At 52.5% G+C, this 23442-nt stretch carries 22 protein-coding genes and 3 tRNA genes; 11 read left to right on the top strand and 14 right to left on the bottom strand.

The window, feature by feature from the left end; all coding sequences use genetic code 11:
* Positions 1-36 precede the first annotated feature (36 nt).
* Positions 37-1362 (bottom strand): amino-acid N-acetyltransferase, encoded by a 1326-nt coding sequence (argA, locus tag J1782_RS15405; RefSeq protein WP_152325440.1) that lies wholly within the window; start codon positions 1360-1362, stop codon positions 37-39.
* A 228-nt stretch (positions 1363-1590) separates the two neighbouring features.
* On the opposite strand from argA, the gene amiC reads away from it, so the two are divergent.
* Positions 1591-2841, top strand: coding sequence for an N-acetylmuramoyl-L-alanine amidase AmiC (amiC, locus tag J1782_RS15400; protein WP_152325441.1), 1251 nt, complete (start codon positions 1591-1593; stop codon positions 2839-2841).
* 112 nt (positions 2842-2953) lie between these two features.
* Here amiC and J1782_RS15395 read toward each other — a convergent pair.
* The 3 genes from J1782_RS15395 to J1782_RS15385 form a co-directional block, all read right to left on the bottom strand.
* A tRNA-Met gene (locus J1782_RS15395) sits at positions 2954-3030 on the bottom strand.
* 73 nt (positions 3031-3103) lie between these two features.
* A tRNA-Met gene (locus tag J1782_RS15390) sits at positions 3104-3180 on the bottom strand.
* 63 nt (positions 3181-3243) lie between these two features.
* Positions 3244-3320 (bottom strand) — tRNA-Met (locus tag J1782_RS15385).
* A gap of 220 nt (positions 3321-3540) precedes the next feature.
* Between J1782_RS15385 and mltA the strand changes: the two genes are divergently transcribed.
* Positions 3541-4653, top strand: a complete 1113-nt coding sequence (gene mltA, locus J1782_RS15380; RefSeq protein WP_165061757.1) for a murein transglycosylase A — start codon at positions 3541-3543, stop codon at positions 4651-4653.
* A 29-nt stretch (positions 4654-4682) separates the two neighbouring features.
* On the top strand, positions 4683-5498 hold the full coding sequence (gene tcdA / locus J1782_RS15375) for a tRNA cyclic N6-threonylcarbamoyladenosine(37) synthase TcdA (protein WP_152326507.1): 816 nt from the start codon (positions 4683-4685) through the stop codon (positions 5496-5498).
* Here tcdA and csdE read toward each other — a convergent pair.
* Positions 5486-5920 carry a cysteine desulfurase sulfur acceptor subunit CsdE gene (csdE, locus tag J1782_RS15370; RefSeq protein WP_208951097.1) on the bottom strand — a complete coding sequence of 145 codons (435 nt, stop codon included), beginning with the start codon at positions 5918-5920 and terminating at the stop codon, positions 5486-5488. The genes tcdA and csdE overlap by 13 nt on opposite strands.
* An 18-nt stretch (positions 5921-5938) precedes the next feature.
* Complete coding sequence (csdA, locus tag J1782_RS15365) at positions 5939-7144, bottom strand: cysteine desulfurase CsdA (RefSeq protein ID WP_217153463.1); 1206 nt, start codon at positions 7142-7144, stop codon at positions 5939-5941.
* Between the two features lie 188 nt (positions 7145-7332).
* Here csdA and J1782_RS15360 point away from each other — a divergent pair, with 188 nt between their 5' ends.
* The 4 genes from J1782_RS15360 to rlmM all read left to right on the top strand — a co-directional run bounded on the left by J1782_RS15360 (position 7333) and on the right by rlmM (position 10511).
* Positions 7333-7554: a YgdI/YgdR family lipoprotein gene (locus J1782_RS15360; protein ID WP_104924609.1), complete on the top strand. Its 222-nt coding sequence runs from the start codon at positions 7333-7335 to the stop codon at positions 7552-7554.
* 450 nt (positions 7555-8004) lie between these two features.
* Positions 8005-8925, top strand: coding sequence for a transcriptional regulator GcvA (locus tag J1782_RS15355; RefSeq protein ID WP_152326510.1), 921 nt, complete (start codon positions 8005-8007; stop codon positions 8923-8925).
* 91 nt (positions 8926-9016) lie between these two features.
* Positions 9017-9412 carry a DUF423 domain-containing protein gene (locus J1782_RS15350; protein WP_152326511.1) on the top strand — a complete coding sequence of 132 codons (396 nt, stop codon included), beginning with the start codon at positions 9017-9019 and terminating at the stop codon, positions 9410-9412.
* Entirely contained in the window at positions 9405-10511 is a 1107-nt protein-coding gene (gene rlmM / locus J1782_RS15345; protein ID WP_101079232.1) for a 23S rRNA (cytidine(2498)-2'-O)-methyltransferase RlmM, read from the top strand. Before J1782_RS15350 ends, rlmM begins: the two co-directional genes overlap by 8 nt.
* A 67-nt stretch (positions 10512-10578) precedes the next feature.
* Here the strand turns inward: rlmM and xni are convergent, their stop codons facing one another.
* The 3 genes from xni to queF all read right to left on the bottom strand — a co-directional run bounded on the left by xni (position 10579) and on the right by queF (position 13863).
* Entirely contained in the window at positions 10579-11331 is a 753-nt protein-coding gene (gene xni, locus J1782_RS15340) for a flap endonuclease Xni (RefSeq protein WP_165061761.1), read from the bottom strand.
* An 80-nt stretch (positions 11332-11411) separates the two neighbouring features.
* Positions 11412-12776, bottom strand: a complete 1365-nt coding sequence (gene ppnN, locus J1782_RS15335) for a nucleotide 5'-monophosphate nucleosidase PpnN (RefSeq protein WP_152326513.1) — start codon at positions 12774-12776, stop codon at positions 11412-11414.
* A gap of 241 nt (positions 12777-13017) precedes the next feature.
* Complete coding sequence (gene queF / locus J1782_RS15330; RefSeq protein ID WP_208951099.1) at positions 13018-13863, bottom strand: NADPH-dependent 7-cyano-7-deazaguanine reductase QueF; 846 nt, start codon at positions 13861-13863, stop codon at positions 13018-13020.
* A 79-nt stretch (positions 13864-13942) separates the two neighbouring features.
* On the opposite strand from queF, the gene syd reads away from it, so the two are divergent.
* Positions 13943-14494: a SecY-interacting protein gene (gene syd / locus J1782_RS15325; RefSeq protein ID WP_217153462.1), complete on the top strand. Its 552-nt coding sequence runs from the start codon at positions 13943-13945 to the stop codon at positions 14492-14494.
* A gap of 676 nt (positions 14495-15170) precedes the next feature.
* Here syd and J1782_RS15320 read toward each other — a convergent pair.
* Entirely contained in the window at positions 15171-16409 is a 1239-nt protein-coding gene (locus J1782_RS15320; RefSeq protein WP_152326516.1) for an MFS transporter, read from the bottom strand.
* Positions 16410-16596: 187 nt separating this feature from the next.
* Here J1782_RS15320 and J1782_RS15315 point away from each other — a divergent pair, with 187 nt between their 5' ends.
* Genes J1782_RS15315 through J1782_RS15305 form a run of 3 tightly spaced genes read left to right on the top strand, consistent with a single transcriptional unit; the run spans position 16597 to position 18171 of the window.
* On the top strand, positions 16597-16911 hold the full coding sequence (locus J1782_RS15315; protein ID WP_152326517.1) for a YqcC family protein: 315 nt from the start codon (positions 16597-16599) through the stop codon (positions 16909-16911).
* 1 nt (position 16912) lies between these two features.
* Complete coding sequence (truC, locus tag J1782_RS15310; protein WP_152326518.1) at positions 16913-17692, top strand: tRNA pseudouridine(65) synthase TruC; 780 nt, start codon at positions 16913-16915, stop codon at positions 17690-17692.
* Between the two features lie 29 nt (positions 17693-17721).
* Positions 17722-18171 (top strand): flavodoxin, encoded by a 450-nt coding sequence (locus tag J1782_RS15305; protein ID WP_217153461.1) that lies wholly within the window; start codon positions 17722-17724, stop codon positions 18169-18171.
* A gap of 103 nt (positions 18172-18274) precedes the next feature.
* On the opposite strand, the gene J1782_RS15300 is transcribed toward J1782_RS15305, so the two are convergent.
* The 4 genes from J1782_RS15300 to map form a co-directional block, all read right to left on the bottom strand.
* Entirely contained in the window at positions 18275-18664 is a 390-nt protein-coding gene (locus tag J1782_RS15300) for a DUF3461 family protein (RefSeq protein WP_013574189.1), read from the bottom strand.
* 140 nt (positions 18665-18804) lie between these two features.
* A complete protein-coding gene (gene dapD, locus J1782_RS15295; protein ID WP_152326519.1) occupies positions 18805-19629 on the bottom strand; it encodes a 2,3,4,5-tetrahydropyridine-2,6-dicarboxylate N-succinyltransferase in 825 nt (274 codons plus the stop codon).
* Between the two features lie 46 nt (positions 19630-19675).
* Complete coding sequence (glnD, locus tag J1782_RS15290) at positions 19676-22366, bottom strand: bifunctional uridylyltransferase/uridylyl-removing protein GlnD (RefSeq protein ID WP_152326520.1); 2691 nt, start codon at positions 22364-22366, stop codon at positions 19676-19678.
* Between the two features lie 96 nt (positions 22367-22462).
* Positions 22463-23254: a type I methionyl aminopeptidase gene (map, locus tag J1782_RS15285; RefSeq protein WP_152326521.1), complete on the bottom strand. Its 792-nt coding sequence runs from the start codon at positions 23252-23254 to the stop codon at positions 22463-22465.
* Positions 23255-23442: the final 188 nt, after the last annotated feature.

The following is a 23442-nucleotide window of genomic DNA, read 5'->3' as shown; positions in this document are numbered from 1 at the left end:
GTCCTTTTTTATGCTCAGAATAATGGGTTCTGATTTTCAGAGATCTGAAATCAGGATCTTAGACCTGCGCTGGTAGTTGTACATTTCCTGTTTCTGAATCGGCAGGACGTCAACTTCCGCAGGTTTGAAACCACGCTCCTGGAACCAGTGAATACTGCGGGTCGTCAGAACAAATAACCGGTTCAGACCCATTTGCTTGGCCTGGCTGGCGACGCGTTGCAGTAGCATTTCACCGCGTGAAGAACTGCGGTAATCGGGATGAACCGCCACGCAGGCCATTTCGCCAATTCCTTCATCGTGGAACGGGTAAAGCGCGGCGCAGGCAATGGTCAGGTTATCGCGTTCGATAATGGTGAATTTATCAATTTCCATTTCGAGCTGCTCGCGTGAGCGGCGAACCAGAATGCCTTGTTGCTCAAGCGGGCGGATCAGCTCAAGAATACCTCCGATATCGTTAATGGTGGCGCGGCGAACCTGCTCGGCGCTTTCCATAACGATTTGCGTACCAATACCGTCACGTGAGAAGAGTTCCTGAACCAGCGCGCCGTCTTCCTGATAACTGATCAGGTGGCTGCGACGAACGCCGCTGCGGCAGGCTTTCACTGCCCCACGCAGGAACCTGACGGTGCCGGAAAGATAATCTCCACCCGATTCCATCAGGTCGATACGTTCCTGCGCTTCGTTAGGGAACAACTCAGAGATAATATTCCCTTCATCGTTGATGACGCCCTGAGAAGAACAGAAGCCGATCATTTTCTCGGCTTTCAGTTTGATTGCCAGCTGTGTCGCGACTTCTTCTGACGTCAGATTGAAGCTTTCGCCCGTGACGGAAACCGCTACCGGGCCGAGCAGCACAATAGCGTTACTGTCGAGCTGGCGATGAATCGCTTCTTCATCAATACGGCGGATACGGCCACTGTGGCAGTAATCGATACCGTCATCGACGCCCAGCGGCTGAGCAATGATAAAGTTCCCGCTGACCACGTTGATATGCGCGCCCTGCAGTGGCGTATTATTCAGACTCATGGAAAGCCGCGCGGTGATATCAAGCTGCAACAAACCCGCTGCCTGCTTCACCAGTTCGAGCGCCCGGGCGTCGGTCACGCGGATGTTTTTGTGATAAATCGGCTCGTAATTGTGCTCAGAAAGGTTCTCATCAATCTGCGGGCGTGCACCATAAACCACCACCAGACGAATGCCTAAACTGTGTAACAGCCCGATATCATTGACAATATTGCTAAAATTCTCATGTTCTATGGCTTCCCCACCGAGCATGACCACGAACGTTTTGCCACGGTGCGCATTAATATAGGGAACTGTGTGGCGAAATCCCTGAACCAGTTCTGTACTACGTTCCTTCACGGCAAAACCTCGTATGAATTTTTATTCGTAATTTTTGTATTTTTATTCTTTTGTCGGCGTGTGGCAAGTAAGAAATCGTTGTTTTTGTTTTAACACCCATTACAAACCTACAACAAATTGATTAATCGAATAAATGTTTAGGAATGACATGCAGGATACGATTCGTTAGAATCCATAAACTGAGTTTTTTATCAGCAATTTCTTACTTTTAGATACTTTTGAGACTGCATGACTGACGATAACCACAATCCCGGACGACGACGACTTCTTCAAACTGTAGCGGCTTCCTGGATGCTGAGTGTGAGCAAAGTGGGGTTCGCTGCCAGCTCACAGGTTATTGCAGTACGCATCTGGCCTTCTTCCACGTACACCCGCATTACGCTCGAATCCAGTACGCCACTAAAATATAAGCAATTTCTGCTGAGCGACCCGCCGCGTGTGGTCGTCGATATTGAAGGTGTTCACCTTAACAGCGTTCTGAAAGGGCTGGGAGAAAAGGTCCAGCAAAGTGACCCTTATATCCGCCAGGCGCGGGTGGGGCAGTTTGATACCAAAACGGTGCGCATGGTGCTTGAACTCAAGCGGGCCATCAATCCTCATGTGTTTACTCTCAGGCCGGTCGCCGAATTCCACAACCGTCTGGTCGTCGATTTGTATCCGGAAGACGGTGCCGTGAGTGCGGAAGATGATCCGCTGCTGGCATTACTGGAAGATTACAATCGCGGCGATGTGGCGAGAACGCTGCCGCCTGAAACGGCCAAAGACGGTCAGGCCGGCCGAAGCAGGCCGCTGGTCATTATGCTGGATCCGGGGCACGGTGGTGAAGATCCGGGTGCGATTGGTAAATACAAAACGCGTGAAAAGGATGTGGTTTTGCAAATCGCGCGCCGTCTGCAAAAACTGATTACGCGTGAACCTAATATGAAAGCGCATATGACCCGCAATGAAGATGTCTTTATTCCGCTGAAGGTCAGGGTGGCGAAAGCGCGAAAATTGCGGGCAGATCTGTTTATTTCTATTCATGCCGATGCGTTTACAAACCGCGCTGCAAAAGGCTCGTCCGTTTTTGCCTTATCGACCAAAGGCGCCACCAGTTCTGCTGCACGTTTTCTGGCGCAAACCCAGAATGAATCTGACCTGATTGGCGGCGTCAGCAAAAGCGGCGATCGTTATCTGGATCATACGATGTTCGATCTGGTTCAGACGGCAACCATCGGCGACAGCCTAAAATTTGGCAAAGAAGTGCTGACGCGCATGGGGAAGATTAATCATCTGCACAAAAACAAAGTCGATCAGGCCGGTTTTGCCGTGCTGAAAGCGCCGGACATTCCGTCCATTCTGGTGGAGACGGCTTTCATCAGTAATATCAACGAAGAGAAAAAATTGAGGACTGCCCATTTTCAGCAGCAGGTCGCGGAATCGATTATGGCAGGAATTAAGGTTTGGTTTTCAGAAGGCGGGGCGGCAAGGGCGAAATAAGCAGGGGAATGGTGGAAAATATGAAGCCGTTCCGGGCTGTACCCGAAATTTGGATACAAAAAAACACCCCTTAAGGTGCTGATTGTTTAATGCAATTCATTGTTTAAGTAGTTGGTTGCGGGGGCCGGATTTGAACCGACGACCTTCGGGTTATGAGCCCGACGAGCTACCAGGCTGCTCCACCCCGCGTCCGTCACTACTTGGTACTGCTTTACATCATCACAGAATCCGAACTGAACATCATTGTACATCAGTTCCGAATTGGTTGCGGGGGCCGGATTTGAACCGACGACCTTCGGGTTATGAGCCCGACGAGCTACCAGGCTGCTCCACCCCGCGTCCGTGATACTGCTTTATTGCATCGAACAATTCAACTGAGCATTTCATACATCGAAATCGAATTGGTTGCGGGGGCCGGATTTGAACCGACGACCTTCGGGTTATGAGCCCGACGAGCTACCAGGCTGCTCCACCCCGCGTCCGATGGAGGCGAACTATACTCCCCATGAGATTTCGTGCAACCCTTTTTTGAATTTATTCAAATAAAGCACCAAGTTGCTGGGTTTTTGTTCACAAAATCGTCGTTTGGGGGGCAATTTGGCTCAGTACACTTTTTTATACTGTGGCAATTCCTTTCTGATATTCCGTTTGTTATCGTTTCGCCAGTCATTTCCCTGAAAGTAAGAGAGCGCGGCAACAATGAAAGGACGTTGGAGTAAGTATCTGCTGAGTGGTCTGTTGATTGCAGTGTTGGCGGGCTGTTCCTCGCGGCCGACTGATCGGGGCCAGCAGTATAAGGATGGCCGTCTGGACAACGCGCTGGAATACGTGAATGAGCCGAACGCCACAGGAAAACCGGTCAACGCGCTGGATTATTCAAATCAGGTTGCTGCTGTACAAATCGCGTCTTCCTCTTTATATGGGAGAAATAACACGACGTTTCAGGCCGTGGAGCAATGGCTGCGCTCCGGGGCTGACACCCGTAACCTGAGCCAGTACGGCCTCAGCGCCTATCAGATGGAAGGTGCCGATAACTTTGGTAACGTGCAGCTGACCGGCTATTACACGCCCGTTGTGCAGGCGCGCTATACCCGTCAGGGCGAATTCCAGTATCCGCTATACCGGATGCCGCCAAAACGCGGTCGCCTGCCGGATCGCGCCTCTATTTACTCCGGTGCGCTAAGTGACAATTACGTGGTCGCCTGGACCAATTCCCTGATGGATAACTTCATGATGGAAGTGCAGGGCAGCGGTTATGTGGATTACGGCGACGGGCGTCCTTATATGTTCTTTGGTTATGCGGGCAAAAATGGTCACGCCTACCGCAGCATCGGCAAGGTGCTCATCGACCGTGGCGAAGTGGCGCGCGAAAATATGTCGATGCAGGCCATTCGCCAGTGGGCTGATACTCACTCTGCGGCTGAAGTGCGTGAACTACTGGAACAAAACCCGTCATTTGTCTTCTTTAAACCTGAACCTTTCGCGCCGGTTCGCGGTGCCAGCGGTGTTCCGCTGATTGCCAAAGCCTCGGTGGCTTCCGACCGTTCGCTTATTCCGGCAGGCACCACGCTGCTGGCAGAAGTGCCTGAACTGAATGATAAAGGTAAGTTTACCGGTAAATATCATATGCGTCTGATGGTTGCGCTGGACGTAGGTGGCGCCATCAAAGGACAACATTTCGATATGTATCAGGGAATTGGTACAGATGCCGGGCATGCAGCAGGATTTTATAATCACTACGGCCGCGTCTGGGTGTTAAAATCAGCGCAGAACGGCAAACCGCTGTTCACCGCTTATTCACAATCAAATTAAGTTTTCAGACGCACTGAGGTTTTTCGTTCATGACAGCAACATACTCCGACGCTTATCAGCAACGCTTTGGCGGTACTGCTCGCCTTTATGGTCAGCAGGCGCTGGAGCTTTTCTCGCAGGCGCACGTCTGTGTGATCGGTATTGGCGGTGTCGGTTCCTGGGCGGCGGAAGCGCTGGCGAGAACCGGCATTGGCGCTATCACGCTGATTGATATGGATGATGTGTGCGTCACGAATACCAACCGGCAGATTCATGCATTACGGGAAAACGTCGGGCAGGCGAAGACTGAGATTATGGCGCAGCGTATTCTGGCGATTAATCCGGAGTGCAATGTGACCTGCATCGACGATTTCATTACACCCGACAATGTCGCTGAAATGCTCGACAGAGGTTTCAGCTACGTCATTGATGCTATCGACAGCGTGCGTCCGAAGGCGGCTTTGCTGGCGTACTGCCGCCGCTTTAAAATCCCAGTCGTTACAACGGGCGGTGCCGGTGGGCAGATTGATCCGACGCAAATTGCCGTCGTCGATCTGGCAAAAACCATTCAGGATCCGCTGGCGGCGAAACTGCGCGAACGCCTGAAAAATGATTTTAATGTCATGAAAAACAGCAAAGGGAAGCTGGGCATTGATTGTGTATTTTCGAGCGAGCCGCTGATGTACCCGCAGGCGGATGGATCGGTATGTACCTCACGCGCGACGGCGGAAGGGCCGAAACGTATGGATTGTGCTTCCGGATTTGGTGCGGCGACCATGGTTACCGCAACATTTGGTTTTGTCGCGGTTTCCCATGTCCTTAAAAAGATGATGGCGAAAGCTCAGCGTCAGGCTCAGGCGGCCTGACGGGCGAGGGCGGTTACGCCTTCTGCCAGCGCATTCAGCCCGCTGGAACGGCTGGTGCTCAGTTGTTCGCGCAAACCTAATACGTCAAACAGCGCCAGCGGATCCCGCTTCAGGATTTCCGCTGGCGTTTTGCCTTCGACGGCCGTCAGTAATACGGCCAGCAACCCTTTCACGATCCGTCCTTCGCTGTCGCCATAGAAATGCATTGTTCCGTTTTCTGCCTTTTCGGCACCCAGCCAGACGCGGTTTTCGCAGCCTGATAATTCATTTTCAGGTGTTTTGAGCGAAACATCGAGCGGCGGCAGGGATTTCGCGAGCAGGATTAACTGGCGGTAGCGATCTTCCCACTGACGGAATGAAGCAAATTTTTCCGTCAGGGACGTTTCAGTGATTTCATGCCCGAAAGGGTGTGGGGCTAACATGGCTTTCCTCGGTGTAAATTAATCTGCTAACAGCGTCAGGGCGTATTTTACCGCCGCGACCAGCCGCGACACGTCGTTTTCGTTATTATACGGTGCAAATGAGGCACGCAATGTTCCGCTGATGCCCATCGCCTCCATTAACGGCTGCGCGCAATGCTGTCCTGCGCGAAGTGCGATCCCCTGTTCGGCCAGCAGTGTCACCAGATCGCTGTGGTGCACACCGGCGATATCAAAAGATAAAATCGATGAGTTTTGCGAACGGAAACTACGGAAACCTGCAAGTTCCGCAAGCTGTTGCTCTGCGAGCGTCGTGAGGTGCTGTGCATAAATTTCGGCGGCTGGCATATCGACAGTTTCCAGCCATTTCAGCGCCGCTGACAGGCCGATAACGCCTGCAATATTCGGCGTGCCAGCTTCGAAACGATGCGGAACGGTCTGAGGCGTAAAACCGGTCATCGATGCCTGTGTCAGCATTTTTCCGCCACCTTGCCACGGCTGCATCTTTTCCAGCAGCGCCGTTTTGCCATAGAGCACGCCAATGCCTGTCGGGCCGTAGAGTTTGTGGCCGGAGAAAGCATAGAAATCAATGTCCAGAGCCTGCATGTCAGCCGGACAATGCACTGCGCCCTGCGCACCATCAATAAAGACCGGCGTTCCGTTGGCATGGGCAAGTTCGACAGCGCGTGCCAGATCCGGCACCCCTCCGGTGACATTCGACATCTGCCCCAATGCCAGCAGGCGGCTTTTGGAATTCAGAATGGTCGGAAGAGCGGAGATATCCGGCAAACCCTGCTCATCAACAGGCAGCGTGACGACGCGCGCCTGGCATTGTTGCGCCACAATCAGCCACGGGATCAGGTTTGCATGATGCTCAGCCTGGCTGACAATAATCTCATCGCCCGGTTGTAATTGCGGGCGCAGCCAGCCTTGCGAAACCAGATTGACGGACTCCGTCGTGCCGCGCGTCCAGATAATATTTTCTGAGCGGGGCGCGTTAATCCACTGAGCAACCCGTGTTCTGGCCTGCTCATATTCTTCTGTCAGCGTTTGCGCTGCGCGGTGCTGGCTGCGGTGAACCGTCGCGCCTTCCTGAGTATAAAAATTCAGGGTTGCGTCAATTACCGCCTGAGGCCGGAGCGCCGTCGCAGCGCTGTCGAGATAGCATTGCCCTTGTGACAGCGCGGGAAATTGTTCACGAAAATCAGCAGGTTTAAAGTCTTTCATACGAAATCAGATCCTTCGGCCTGAATGAAAAAGTACAGATTTATCTGTTACACAAGCCACTTATTCATTTTAGGAATGGTTACCTGGAAATTTATCAGAGGTTTGTTATGCTGAATTACGATGACTAGAAGCATTAGCCTGGGGTTTTCCCAGGATTTTAAAGCATTTTAATCTGCAAGGAGTCTATGATGAAGAAGATCGCCGCCGTAATTTCAGCCGCACTGCTGACAACAACACTTGCCGCCTGTTCAAGCAATTATGTGATGCACACCAACGATGGCCGGACCATTGTTGCTGAAGGCAAACCAAGCACCGACAGTGATACCGGTATGATCAGTTATACCGATGCGTATGGCAACAAGCAGCAGATCAATAAATCTGAAGTCAAAGAAATGGCAGAAGGGAACTGATCCCTCCGGTGAGACCCTGACGGGCACTCACTCAGATGCTTTATGGCAAAACCGGCCCCTCTTGCGACGTGGCCGGTTTTGTCACATTATGCGCAGCACAAAACGTGGCCTGCGGTGAAATTTGGGCAAAAAAAAGCACCGCAAATTGCGGTGCTGAAAAATCACTTTGGACAGACAGGGTAATGTACAGGAAGTGAAAAGTTTGTAGCATTCAAGCTACGTGTCCGGATTGCCAGACAATTGCAAACACAACATCACAACCACAAGCCAAAAGTATTTCAGCATCCTCATACCAATCTACTTTTCGTTCCGGCTCAGGAAGTGGCGCCACTATAGGTTTTTGCCTGTACATCCTCAACGGACAAATTATAATGTCTCGGATTAAAAAAACTAATATCAAAACCCACGGACAGGCGCTCCGCTTACCGGCGAATAAGAAGTATCCATTCTATGTCAAAACGTTTACCGCCTCTTAATTCTCTGCGGGTGTTTGATGCCGCAGCGCGCCACCTTAGTTTTACTAAAGCGGCTGAGGAATTGTTCGTCACACAGGCTGCCGTTAGCCACCAGATTAAGTCACTTGAGGACTTTTTAGGGCTAAAACTGTTTCGCCGGCGCAACCGGTCATTGTTACTGACCGAAGAAGGGCAGAGTTATTATCTGGATATCAAAGAAATATTCTCGGCCCTGAATGAGGCCACACGCAAACTTCAGGCGCGCAGCGCGAAAGGCGCGCTGACCGTCAGTTTGCCGCCAAGCTTTGCGATTCAATGGCTGGTGCCGAGATTGTCTGGCTTTAACTCAGCTTATCCGGGCATTGATGTGCGTATCCAGGCTGTGGACCGCGAAGAGGACAAATTATCCGATGACGTGGACGTGGCGATTTTCCACGGGCGCGGCAACTGGCCGGGTCTGCGGGCAGAACGTTTATATGCCGAATATTTACTCCCGGTTTGTTCTCCGTCTTTGCTGATGAGCGATAATCCGCTGAAAGAACCGGCAGATTTGAGTCATCACACGTTATTGCACGATGCCTCGCGCCGTGACTGGCTGGCCTACACCAAACAGCTGGGATTGCAGCAGGTAAATGTTCAGCAGGGGCCAATTTTCAGCCACAGTGCGATGGTCGTTCAGGCGGCGGTTCACGGGCAGGGAATTGCGCTGGTGAATAATGTGATGGCGCAGACGGAAATTGAGGCCGGACGTCTCGTGTGTCCGTTCAGTGAAGTTTTAATCAGTAAAAATGCTTTTTATCTGGTTTGTCATGACAGTCAGGCAGAACTGGGTAAAATAGCCGCCTTTCGTCAGTGGATCCTCGCCCGCGCTGCCAGCGAGCAGGAAAAACTGCGTTTTCGTTTCGATCAGGCGTGATGCCTGAGTCTGGGGAAGGTTTTCCTGAACAGGCTGACAAAGCTGATAATTCGCGGCTTTATCAGCAAACAACGATAACAGGTAACGCATAATGACCAGTCGTTCAATGTTGATCTTTGCCGCGATCAGCGGTTTTGTTTATGTCGCTTTTGGCGCATTCGGCGCACACGTCCTGAGCCAGTCGCTCGGCGAGGCGGAAATGGCATGGATCCATACCGGCTTAACGTATCAAAGTATTCACACGCTGGCGGTGATGATTTTAGGTGTTGCGATGCAGCGCCAGCGTAATGTGTGGTTCTACTGGAGCAGCGCCTTTTTAGCGCTGGGAACCGTTTTATTCAGCGGCAGCCTTTATTGCCTGGCGCTGTCTCATCTCCGGTTATTCGTTTTTGTAACTCCGATTGGCGGTACCTTATTTCTGGTCGGTTGGATTTTGTTGTTGATCGGCGCACTGCGCCTGAAGAAAAAGGCCGAACGCCATGAATAAAGTTGCTCTCTACTGCCGTCAGGGTTTTGAAAAAGAATGCGCAGCAGAAATTACCGACAAAGCCGCGAAGATGGAAATCTTCGGTTTTGCCCGCGTAAAAGAAAACAGCGGTTATGTGCTGTTTGAATGTTATCAGCCGGATGACGCTGACCGTATTGCAAAAAATCTGCCTTTCCGCGAGCTGATTTTTGCCCGTCAGCTGATTGTCGTTGGCGAACTCCTGAAAGATTTACCGCCGGAGGATCGCGTTTCGCCGATCGTCGGTATGGTGCAGAACGTCATTACCAACGGTGGCGAACTGCGCGTTGAAGTGCCTGACACCAACGAAAGCAAAGAGCTGACCAAGTTCTGCCGTAAGCTGACTGTTCCGCTGCGTTCTGCGATGCGCGAGTGCCGCGTGTTGGGTAAGAAAGAAAATGCCCTGCGCCCGGTCGTTCACGTGTTCTTTATCGCGCCAGGTTGCTGCTATGTAGGCTATTCCTACAGCAATAACAATTCCCCGTTCTACATGGGTATTCCGCGTCTGAAGTTCCCGTCCGAAGCGCCGAGCCGTTCAACGTTGAAACTGGAAGAAGCGTTTCACGTGTTTATTCCGGCCGACGAGTGGGATGAGCGTCTGGCGAGCGGGATGTATGCGGTCGATCTGGGCGCGTGCCCGGGCGGCTGGACGTATCAGCTGACCCAGCGCAGCATGATGGTGACGGCGATTGATAACGGCCCTATGGCACCGAGCCTGATGGAAACCGGTCAGGTCATCCACTTACGTGAAGATGGTTTCCGCTACAAATCCACCAGTACCAAAAACTACTGGCTGGTTTGCGATATGGTAGAAAAACCGGCGAAAGTAGCCGCGCTGATGTGCGACTGGCTGGTGAACGGCTGGTGTCGCGAGGCGATTTTCAACCTGAAGTTGCCGATGAAGAAGCGTTATGAGGAAGTGTCTAACATTCTTGAACGCATTGATGAGCGCCTGAAGGAAAACGGCGTGAACGCGGAGATCTTTGCCAAGCAGCTTTATCATGACCGCGAAGAAGTGACCGTGCACATCCGCCGTTTCTGGTCGGCAATTGGTGGGCGTCGCGACGAGCGGGACCGCTGATACTTTCGAACATTCAGTCTGTTAATGAGGCGCTTCTCTTCGGAGAGCGCCTTTTTTAATGCAAAATTCAGGGTAAGCGCAGTTGCTGTAAATTGCCATCCAGCGCGATATCGGTTTGCAGCGTGGAAACCCGTTTACAGGCATAAGCCAGCTCGCGGTGTTCTTCCAGCTTTTTGCGCCATTTCTCCGGAACACCTTCCAGATTTTGGTAAAGCTCGTCCAGCGAACCGGTCTGCGTCAGCAATGTCACCGCTGTTTTCGGCCCAATTCCCGGCACACCCGGAATTTTACTGCTGCTGATCCCCGCCAGCCCCCAGTAATCGGTAAGCTGCTGCGGTAAAACGCCAAAGGTTTCGCGCACGAAAGGCATGTCCAGCCAGCGTTTCTGGAAGTAATCGCGGATTTGCACGTTCGGCGCCAGCAACTGGCAGTAACCTTTGTCCGTTGACACAATCGTGACCTGATGCCCGCCGGAAGAGACTTTTGCCGCCAGTGTGGCCGCCAGATCGTCCGCCTCATTTCCGGCGGAATGCCAGCAGGTGATGCCCATCGCGGTAAAACCCGCTTTCAGTTCCGGCATCTCCGCAAACAGGTTGTCCGGCATCGGGGAACGTCCGGCTTTGTAATCCGGCAGACACTGATGACGCCAGCTGTCGGCGCGATCGTCTTCATCGAAAACCGCAACGGCATGCGTCGCCTGTGTATGCTGAACGAGTTGTCTGGCAGCATTTTGGCAGGTGAGAAGACAAGGAGAACCCTGGACTGCGTGAATGCGGCGGATCAGGTTGAGGGCATCAATAATCAGCAGGTGTATTGCCATAAGCAAGTCATCAAAATCCATAAAATCAGAGCGACTTACGTCGCTCCGGGAACTGTTTCAGAAATGCAGCCTGAATGGTGTCAGGCGCAAATTTCATAACAAGGAATGTACGCGCTGCCCGGCAATTTCATGCGGTGCTGTGCGACAAAGCCTTGCAACAGGCTGTCCATTTTTTTCATCAATGCCGGGTCGCCATGCAGCTTGAAACGCCCGTGCTTTTCGATAGCGTGAATACCGAATTCTTTCACGTTACCGGCCACAATCCCGGAGAAGGCGCGACGCAGTGCGGCGGCCAGTTCCTGTGGTGGCTGGTTCGGATACAGATTCAGGTTCGCCATGTTTTCGTGATTTGGCTCAAACGGATGTTGCAGGTCCGGCGCAATACGAATTGACCAGTTGAAGCTGTAAGCATCCCCACTGTTTCGGCGGTTTTCTTTCACCAGCGGCATGGCGCGTTTCATCTGACGCGCGACTTCGGTCGGATCGTCAACGATGATGGTGTAGAACTTAGCGGCTTCTTCGCCCAGCGTGTCTTTGATAAAGGCATCCAGAACGAGGAAGTAATCCGCGCTTTCTTTCGGCCCGGTCAGGATCAGTGGCAGAACCTGATCGCTGTTTTCCGGATCCATCAAAATACCCAGCAGATACAACAGTTCTTCCGCCGTGCCTACGCCGCCCGGGAAGATAATGATCCCGTGAGCGATACGCACGAAAGCTTCCAGCCGTTTTTCGATATCCGGCATAATGATCAGTTCATTGACCAGCGGATTCGGTGGCTCAGCCGCGATGATAGAAGGCTCGGTCATCCCGATAAAACGACCGGCTTTATAACGCTGCTGCGCGTGGCCGACGGCCGCACCTTTCATCGGTGCTTCCATCGCACCCGGACCACAGCCGGTACAAATGTTCAGTTCACGCAAGCCCAGCTGGCTGCCGACGTTGCGGGCATACTGGTATTCGTTTTCATTAATTGAATGACCGCCCCAGCACACCACCATGTTCGGATCTTCATCCAGATGGAGCGCGCGGGCGTTGCGTAAAATAGAGAACACCATGTTGGTGAGATGGGCTGAATTCCCGCTGTTGAAATTCTCAAAGCGCGAATTGCTGGAAATCTGGGCATTAACGAACAGGATGTCGCGCAGGACGGCGAACAGGTTAGCCTGCAATGAACGGATTATCCGGCCATCGACGAAGGCATCTTCCGGTGGATTCACCAGTTCAAGTTTCACGCCGCGCTCTCTGCGCAGCACGTTGATATCAAAACTTTCGAAACGTTCGAGGAGTTCTTTACTGCTGTCAGTCTGACTGCCGCTGTTGAGAACGGCCAGTGAACAGTTGCGGAAAAGACGGTATAAGTCGCTGCTCGCGGTTCGCTTGAGCATGTCGACTTCCAACTGCGACAACAAATCCATTGAGCCCAACGGGCTGATATGTGTAATCAAAGTTGCTCCTTGACACCAAATGGTGCTGTGAATGTTTCTGCTGAGTCCCGCTACGCATGATTTTTCGGATCACGTTTTTTGCGTCGCATCGCGGAAGACAAACAAAAACACTAGCCTGATAGCAAAGAGAACGCCGGATACGCTGTCCCCGGAATCTCTCTCTGAATTAACAGTAACCTTGTCATCAGGCTTTTACCAATGCTGACAGAGCGTTAGCTCAGTTCTTGAGCAATGCCCCGCATTATTGTCTGACAAGCCTCGCCGTTGCAGGTTCAAACGGGAAGTTAGATCTCCACGGATTGATATCCAGACCGCCGCGTCGGGTATAGCGGGCGTAGACGGCCAGCTTTTCTGGCTGACAGAAACGCAGGATGTCATTAAAGATGCGTTCGACGCATTGTTCATGGAATTCATTGTGATGGCGGAATGAAACCAGGTAGCGCAGCAGCGCTTCGCGATCAATTTTCGGGCCGCGATACTGGATTTGCACGGAGCCCCAGTCTGGCTGATGGGTGATCAGGCAGTTAGATTTCAGCAGGTGGCTGACCAGCGATTCTTCGACAATTTCTTCACCGGCGGATTCAGCAAGGTAGTCCGTGCTGAATTCATAGCTGTCGATTTCAATGTCCTGGTCGTCAATGCAGATACCTGCAAAGTGTCCGACCGGCGAGCCTTCGATGTCGGACAAACGGCTGACGGTGACGGTGACGTCGCCCTGAGCACAGGCGCCTAAATCCCGCGTTAAAGTTTCCTGTACCGCCTGCCAGTCCGGGAACACGGTCTGGTTGAAGCTGTTGAGGTAGAGCTTAAAGCTTTTGGACTCGATCAGATTCTGGCTGTCGGCTTTCAGGCTGATTTCACCGACGGCCACCTGTGGCAACCCTTTGGCGTTGAGCCACGACAGTTCGTACAGCGTCCAGATATCCGCGCCCTGGAACGGCAGGTTGTCAGGGAACAGGCCCAGCGGTTCGCGGTTCATGCTGCGTGGAACCGCCTGTAATAAAGAAGCGTCGTAGTGATCGACGTAAGCCGTGCTTTTGCCCAGCGTCAGTTGCGCCAGTGCGGGGTTATCCTGATAAGAGGACATGCTGTCACCTTGCTTAGAGATAGGTACAATAGGGAATAGCCACCAGTTTAACCCAGCCTTACCGGAAGATGAGAGAATTATGGAGTCTGAAGTATCTGTAGCATTGCGTGAATTTACTCAGCGTTATGTCGATGTCTGGCAGCAGGAGACAGGTATGCCGCCGTCCAGCGAAGCGCTGTTCGGCATCGATTCCCCTTGTGTGGTGAAAACCGATGATGACGTTGTTTACTGGCTGACTCAGGTTTTCAGCCCGGCGGCCACGCTGGAAAATGTGGAACGTGCGATGGAATTGCAGTTGCGACCGGAAGCACACGCGTTTTACACCACGCAGTTCGCTGGTGATATGACGGCCAGCTGGCAGGGTAATGCGATGACCCTGCTTCAGGTCTGGAGCCCTGAAGATTTTACCCGTTTGCAGGAGAATCTGATTGGCCATCTGGTGACACAAAAACGCCTGAAACTGACGCCGACGGTTTTTCTGGCCACCACGGATTCCGAGCTGGATATGGTTTCTTTGTGCAATGTGACCGGAAATGTTGTTCTGGAACAGTTCGGCAGCAAAAAAAGAACGATACTCTCGCCTTCGCTGCCAGAATTCCTTACAATGCTGACCGCTGTTTACCCCGCCTGATGTTGTTCTGAACCCCCCATTCCCGCAGAGCTCTAATGGCTCACAAGCATGTGAGAGATCTCTCACAAAGGCTGTAAGAGATCTCGCTAATTTGACTTAATTACTCTCCCTCTTTATTTAATAAACCCTTTTATTTCAAATGGATAATGTTTTCTCCACCTGTAAGACGGCTCACATTCCCTGGTTTTGGCTTACACACTGTCTTGCTCCAAAGGTCGAAATCGACGATTCTAGTCGTGCACCAAGGAAGCATGAAACAGAACATCAGGATGATGGCTGATTCATAAAGCAGGGGACGGCTCAGGAAGAGTCAGGACGGCATCGGATTATGCCAGGATGTTTCAGGACGAAACCAGGGACACCTCCAGGACGGAGAAGAGAGCTCACAAAGGAAGCTGAGCGGGTCACAGATGACCAAGGGATTATAGTCAGGATGACTTAGGATAGCCCGTCAGGATGAAAGTAGGACGATGCGAAGGACAGCCGGTTAGGATAACCGCAGGAAAAGTTTTCAAGGATTGAGCAGGGAGCACTAATGTAGCTGGATTGCTATAAAACGAACCGGGGGCACTGTGAAAACAGTGCCCCCAACTTTTTGTTTTTCCGCTACAAATTCATGCGCTTTAAACCCACGCGTTATAAGACGCTCCTGATTGAACAGGAGCATCTGTTCTTGTCAGCCAATCGCACCCAGCACGTCATCCTGCCCTTGCTTTTTAGGCAGCAGGAAAAGCGTGGCGAAAATATCCAGCAGGTAAATGGCGGCCAACAGGCTAATGGCGGCGGTAAAGGAAACCTGCGAAACCAGAAGGCCGATCACCAGCGGGCCAAAACCGCCCACACCGCGCCCCAGATTGAACAGCAAATTCTGTGCCGTCGCCCTGACGCGTACCGGATACAAATCAGAAATCAGTCCGCCGTAGCCGCCAATCATCCCGTTCACGAACATGCCCATCACCGCGCCGGCAAACAGCATCAGCGTCGGGTCAGAAAGCTGCGCGTAACACACTACCATGATGACCGCGCCAATCTGATAAATCAGGAAGATTTTCCAGCGCGGGAAACGGTCCGACAATACGCCGAACAGCCAGATCCCAAACGTCATCCCCACCACCGTTACCGCAGTCCATAAACCGGATTTTGTCAGGGAGAAACCGAAGTTTTTCGACAGATAGCTGGGCATCCAGATCATCAGCCCGTAATAGCCAAAATTCTGCACGGAGCAGAGGATCAGAATGCCGAGGCTGGCTTTGGTGGTGGCTTTGTCACGAAACAATAATCTGATGCGGCTCAGCAGCGACCCCTTGTTATCAGTGGCCGTGTTTTTGACGAAGGCTTCTGGTTCGCCCATTGTGCGGCGGATCAGGAAAGAAGCCAGCGCCGGTAGCAGGCCTACAAGGAACATCCCGCGCCAGCCGATAATGCCGAGCAACATCGGTGTCAGGAAGGCGGCAAGTAACACGCCCAACTGCCAGCCCATCCCGACATACGCCGATGCGCGGTTACGTTTTTCAACCGGCCACGCCTCGGCAATTAACGCCATACCAATACCAAATTCGCCGCCCAGGCCCACGCCTGCCAGCGTGCGGTAAATGAGCAAATCCCAGTAACCTTGTGCAAAAGCGCACAGGCCGGTGAAGACGGAGAACATCAGAATGGTAAACGTCAGAACGCGGATTCGGCCAAAGCGGTCACTTATCGGGCCGAAAATGACGCCGCCGAGAACGGCACCAATCAGCGTCCAGGTGACCAGCGAGCCACTTTGTGATGACGTTAACCCGAATTCACTGGCGATGGCGGGCAGCATGAAACCAAGGATCAATAAATCGAAGCCGTCCATGGCGTAACCCGTGACGGAAGCCAGCATGGCTTTGGCTGGCGTAGCGTGTGTTTTTTGCGGATGTTGTGAGGACATGTTGACACATCTGTGAAGAAAAAAGTGGCGGTAGTTTGCCCGTATCGGGCTTTTACCGCCACCATGAAAAACTTATAGATTGATTGATAATTTGGATACGATGCAGAAGGTTGGGGCATCCGGCCTTCAATGTTATGCTTTGCGCCCCCGGCAGAAGCTGCCCGGGCCATGAACGAAGAGAGTAACCATGAATACAGAAAAACAGGTTCGCGAGATTTTAGAAGATATCGAACAGGCGATGCGCAACGATAAGCTATGGCATGCCACGCCGCCGGAACCAGAAGCTTTTGAAAGCAAAGAGCCATTTTCGGTGGATACCATGTCCGCCGATCAGTGGTTGCAATGGGTTTTGATCCCACGCATGTACGCGTTGCTGGCCGCTGAAGCCCCGCTGCCTACCCGTTTTGCCATCACCCCCTATTTTGAAGAAGCGATGCCTGAAGCAGCTCTGTTGCTGAACCAGCTGCAACGCCTCGACGACTTGCTCAATATAGAAGACTAACATGCTGGAAATTTTGTATCAGGACGAACATCTGGTCGCAGTGAATAAACCTGCGGGTATGCTGGTTCATCGCAGTTGGCTGGACCGACATGAAACAGTGTTTGTGATGCAAACATTACGCGATCAGATTGGTCAGCATGTTTTTACCGTTCATCGTCTGGATAAGCCGACGTCGGGCGTTTTGCTGCTGGCGCTGTCGAGCGATGTGGCGCGGCTATTGTCTCAGCAGTTTGAAAATCAGCAGATGAGCAAGGTGTACCACGCCGTGGTTCGCGGCTATGTCACTGAAGACGGAACGCTTGATTACGCGCTGACAGAAGAACTGGATAAAATTGCCGATAAGTTTACGAATCCGGATAAAGCGCCGCAACCCGCAGTGACCCATTACCGTTCGCTCGCGCAGGTAGAAATGCCGGTCGCCGTCGGGCGTTACAATACAGCCCGATACAGTCTGGTGGAACTCATGCCGGAAACCGGTCGCAAGCATCAGCTTCGCCGTCATATGTCGCATTTACGTCATCCGATCATCGGCGACAGCGCACACGGCGATTTAAAGCAGAATCGCGGTATGACCGAGCATTTCGGCTGTTCCGGTTTGATGCTCCATGCCAGCCATATGCAGCTGCCACATCCGGTGACGGGTGAGTTGCTCAGCTTGCAGGCTCGCTGGGATCATCGCTGGCAAAATGTCGTGAAGCAGTTCGGCTGGCAGGGAAAAGTCCCCGGGCTTGAAAGGGTTGAGTTTGACCCCGCTTACGGTCAGGATAGTGCACAAATTTAAGACGTTAAGATCATACAGGAGTGAAGCTCATGGCTGAAGTCGGAATTTTTGTCGGGACGGTTTACGGCAATGCGTTACTGGTAGCGGAAGAAGCGGAAACCGTGCTCAAAAGCGAGGGGCATGACGTCAAACTGTTTGAAGAAGGCACACTGGAAGCCTGGCAGTATTACCGCCATCATTTTGTGCTGGTGGTGACGTCGACGACCGGTCAGGGCGATTTGCCCGACAGCATCGCGCCGCTTTATGCCGCGATTCGAGATACCGTCGGTTATCAGCCAGAGCTTCGTTATGGCATGATTGCGCTGGGCGACAGCAGCTACGATCATTTCTGTGGCGGCGGTCATAAGCTGGATGATTTATTGCAAGAGCAGGGCGCTTCCCGGATTGGCGAAATGCTGGAAGTTGACGCGATGGAAACGGCTGAGCCGGAAACCGTGGCAATTCCGTGGGCCGAAAAATGGGGCCAGCTGCTGAAATAAGTTATTGCTGAAAATAAGTCAGTCAGGCGCAGCGCAAGGTAATAAAAAAGGTCAGGTTTAAAACCTGACCTTTTTGCTTTATGGCGGTTTGGATTGTGATTAATCAGCGGCCGTTAGTTAGTTTTTCCAGATCGGATTCAATCTCAGAAATTTTATTTGCCACAACGGATTCAAGGTGACGAAGGTCATCAAGAATTTTACGTTTCAGATCCACTTCGACCTGATCGCGCTGACAGATTTGATCCAGCTCATCAATGACATAACGCAGATTCGGGCTGATTTCATGAATTTCTTTATATCCCTGACCCGCATTATCGGCCACGATCGTTTTGCGCTGACGTGGGTATTTGAATTTCACGCTTTTAGCAAAAAATTCGCCTTTGTCTCTGCGGAAATAGATCTTCAGAATATCGTTATTGGCCTCCTGACGCAGGCTGTAACGATCAATATCGTCGGGATTATTAATGCCCAGGCTTTTCAGATTGTCATACATAGCGCCACCTTCGTTTAGGAGAATATCTGTTGATCATAATGAACCAAACAGCGGTCCGAATCGTTGACTGATGACACAATTCGCCATCTGCAAGATAAAAAAATAGCGGGTAATCTTTTTGAATTACCCGCTATTTAATTTTACTCGATGGTGCGCAGCAACTCATTCAGGCCTGTTTTGCCCAGAGTTTTCGCATCCACTTTCTTCACGATAACGGCGCAGTACAGGCTGTATTTACCGTCTTTAGAAGGCAGGTTGCCGGAAACCACGACGGAACCTGCAGGTACGCGGCCGTAGAATACTTCGCCGGTTTCACGGTCGTAAATTTTGGTGCTCTGGCCGATGTAAACGCCCATGGAAATCACAGAGCCTTCTTCAACAATCACGCCTTCAACGATTTCTGAACGCGCGCCGATGAAGCAGTTGTCTTCGATGATGGTCGGGTTAGCCTGAAGTGGCTCCAGAACGCCACCGATGCCAACGCCGCCGGACAGGTGAACGTTTTTGCCGATCTGCGCGCAAGAACCGACAGTCGCCCAGGTATCAACCATGGTGCCTTCATCAACGTATGCGCCGATGTTGACGTAAGAAGGCATCAGTACCGTGTTACGGGCGATGAACGCGCCTTTACGGACTGCCGCCGGTGGCACTACGCGGAAACCTTCACGCTGGAAACGGGCTTCGTCGTAGTCTGCGAATTTCATCGGGACTTTGTCGAAGTAACGGCTTTCGCCACCTTCCATAACCTGGTTGTCGTTGATTCTGAAGGACAGCAGCACCGCTTTCTTCAGCCACTGATGCGTTACCCATTCGCCATCAATCTTCTCGGCAACGCGCAATTCGCCGCTGTCGATTTTGTTGATGACCTGGTTCACGGCGTCGCGCGTTACGCTGTCAACGTTTGCCGGGGTGATGTCCGCACGGCGTTCGAAGGCTTGTTCAATAACGGTTTGTAGTTGCTGCATCCTGTTCTCTTTCCTGAATTGGTTTTAAAAGATAATGGTACTTGTATCACATTTTATCGCCCGGGTTGAGTGCCTCGGTTAATCGGCGTGTGATTTCCTTGCGAGTTTGTTTATCCAGCGCGCGGCGCTCGCCATTGGCCAGAATAAATAAGTCTTCTACGCGCTCGCCGATGGTCGAAATCCTTGCGCCATGTAACGAAAGCCCCAGATCCGAGAAGACTTCGCCGACGCGTGCCAGCAGACCCGGCTGATCGAGCGCGACCAGTTCCATATACGTCCTGCGGTCGGTATGTGTCGGCAGGAAGCTGACTTCGGTCTGCACGCTGAAATGGCGCAGTTTCGGTGACGGGCGTCGCGCACGCGGCGGCTGATAAGCCTGCGTCATCGATTGTTCCAGCGCATAACGGATGGCTTCGTGCCGGTCCTGCGCCAGCGGGCTGCCGTCCGGTTCCAGCACGATAAAGGTGTCCATCGCCATGCCGTCGCGGTTAGTGAAAATCTGGGCGTCGTGGATGCTCAGGTTACGTCTGTCCAGCTCACCGGCTACCGTGGCGAACAGATACGGGCGGTCAGCGCTCCAGATGAATATCTCTGTGCCGCCACGCGTGGCCTGACGGCTGACTAACACCAGAGGTTTGGAAGAGTCATGCTCAAGCAAATGTCTGGCGTGCCACGCGAGCTGATTCGGTGAATGGCGAAGGAAGTAATCGGCGCGGCAGCGGCTCCAGATACGGTGCAGCGCTTCCTCATCGATATTATCCATACGCAGCAACGCCAGCGCCTGCAAGCGGTGATGACGCACGCGCTCGCGCAGATCCGGTGTATTTTGCATGCCGCGGCGCAGCTGTTTTTCGGTGGCGAAATACAGCTCGCGTATCAGGCTCTGTTTCCAGCTGTTCCACAGCGTTTCGTTGGTCGCGCAGATATCGGCAACCGTCAGGCTGACCAGATAACGCAGACGCACCTCGCTCTGCATCTCGGCGGCGAATTGCTGGATTTCATTGGGATCCTGAATATCGCGGCGCTGCGCGGTGACTGACATCAGCAGATGGCAGCGCACCAGCCACGAGACGAGTTGTGTTTCGCGCGAGTTCAGGCCGTGAAGTTCGGCAAACTCCAGTACGTCCTGCGCGCCGAGAATGGAATGGTCGCCGCCGCGTCCTTTGGCGATATCGTGGAAGAGGGCAGCGATCAGCAGCAATTCAGGCTGCGGCAGGCGCGGATACAATTCCACGCACAACGGATGTTTTGGCCGCGTTTCTTCATGGGCGAAGCTTTCTAATTTTTGCAGAACGCGAATGGTGTGTTCATCAACTGTATAGGCGTGGAAAAGGTCAAACTGCATCTGTCCGACGATTTGCCCCCACTGCGGCATATAAGCCCAGAGAACGCTGTGGCGATGCATTGGCACCAGCGCTCGCGAGACGGCGCCGGGGTGGCGCAGAATCGACATAAAGGTTTCACGCGCCTGCGGGATCATGCACAACGGTTCTTTCAGATGACGGCGTGCATGGCGTAGCAAACGTACCGTGGTGGAGTAAATGCCTTTGATTTCTCGATGGCGAACCATCAACTGAAACATGCTGATGATGGTTTCCGGGCGGTGCTCAAACAGTGATTCATCACGCAGATCGATGAGGTCACCGCGCAGCTGGAAATTCTCATCCAGCGGACGGGGTTTTTCATTCGGCCCGATGGCCAGAATCGCCTCATCAAACAGCTGCAATAACATCTGATTCAGTTCGCCAACCCGGCGGGTCATACGGTAGAAATCTTTCATCATGCGTTCGACGGGCTGGTTGCCTTCGCCCTGATATTGTAACAGTTGCGCCACGCTTTGCTGTCTGTCGAAGAGCAGGCGGTTATCGTAACGTGGCAGCACCAGATGCAGCGCAAAACGAATGCGCCACAGGAAGCTCTGGCATTCAAGCAGTTCGTTGCGTTCGGCTTTTGTCAGGAAGCCAAACGCGACCATTTCATCGAGCGATGTGGCCCCGAAGTGGCGGCGGGCGACCCACAATATGGTGTGGATATCACGCAGGCCGCCGGGGCTGCTTTTGATGTCGGGTTCCAGGCCGTAGCTGGTGCCGTGATAGCGCTGGTGACGCTCTTTTTGCTCGGTAATTTTGGCACGGAAGAAATTTGGCGAAGGCCAGAAACCGTCACTGAAAATGTGTTTTTGCATGTTGAGGAACAAGGCGACATCGCCGCAAATCAGGCGGGATTCGATCAGATTGGTCGCGACCGTTAAATCGGCCAGCCCTTCCAGCAGACATTCCTCCAGCGTACGCACGCTGTGACCGACTTCCAGCTTCAGATCCCACAACAGGGTAATCAGCTCGCCAATGCGCTGCGCCTGCTCATCGTTGAGGCGCTTCTGGCTGAGTACCAGCACGTCGATATCAGACAGCGGATGCAATTCGCCGCGGCCGTAACCACCGACGGCCACCATTGCGGTTTCCGGGATATTGTCAAAGCCGTAAAACGTCCACAGGCGTTGCAGCAACTGGTCAATATAATGCGTGCGTGCATCGACCAGTTCTTCGGCGCGCTGTCCCGCATTGAAAGCTTCTGCCAGCCAGACCTGAAACTGTTCCATGTGTTGCTTGAGGCTCTGACGGTTTAAGTCGTCATCCGGGTAGGCGGAAGGGGAAACAGGCTGTGGCGGGAAAGCGCGGGTGAGTTCCTGTGTCGTTTGCGGCAGCAGGCTCTTTTCAGCAGAGAAATTTTCAATCATAGATGCGCAGCCTATTCCTACACGTTAAGGATAAAAAAACCGGCTTTCGCCGGTTTGATTGACAGATTTAACCCCTCTGCGCCGAGCGGGGAACTGTTAGTCGTGCGTCAGGATAGCCGGGATGGTGTCATCCTTACGCAGCGTCATAATTTCACAACCGTTATCTGTCACCACAATAGTATGCTCGTACTGAGCCGACAAGCTGCGATCTTTAGTTTTTACTGTCCAGCCGTCTTTCATGGTGCGGATACGGTAATCACCGGCATTGACCATCGGTTCAACGGTGAAAGCCATACCGGCCTGTAACACAACGCCACCGTCATCCGCATCGTAATGCAGAACCTGAGGTTCTTCGTGGAAACCTTCGCCGATGCCGTGACCGCAATATTCGCGCACCACGGAGAATTTCTCCGCTTCCACGAATTTTTGGATCTCTTTACCCAGCGTGCGCAGGCGGATGCCCGGCTTGATCATGCGCAGAGCAATGTACAGGCTTTCCTGCGTGATACGGCAAAGACGTTCGCCAAGAATGGTCGGTTTGCCTGCGATGAACATCTTAGAGGTATCGCCGTGGAAACCGTCTTTAATCACGGTAACGTCGATATTGACGATGTCGCCATCTTTAAGGATTTTGTCTTCGCTCGGGATACCGTGGCAGACCACTTCGTTGATAGAGATGCAGACCGATTTCGGGAAGCCGTGGTAATCCAGGCAGGCAGAAATGGCGTGCTGTTTGTTGACGATGTGATCGGAACAAATTCGGTCGAGCTCGCCGGTGCTGACGCCCGGTTTAACGTAAGGCTCAATGATTTCCAGCACTTCCGCAGCCAGACGGCCAGCGACGCGCATTTTTTCGATATCTTCCGGGGTTTTGATTGAAATTGCCATGAGTAATCCTGCAGGTTCTGTACATCGGGTGTGCTTTATTTCTGCACCGATGTCGTCAATAATTAGCTGTGGCTTATGGTATCAGCCCTGATATTACCTGCCAAACTATCATTTTCCGGGAAGTCATCCGGTGAACAAAAGTTGCTGCCGGGTCGTTATTTATGGTATAAAGCGCGCCGGCAATCCGC

Source organism: Rahnella sp. BCC 1045 (genome assembly GCF_019049615.1).
Classification (GTDB): domain Bacteria; phylum Pseudomonadota; class Gammaproteobacteria; order Enterobacterales; family Enterobacteriaceae; genus Rahnella; species Rahnella contaminans.
Note: the sequence above shows the minus strand (reverse complement) of the source record. Positions and strands in the feature narration are given on the sequence as shown.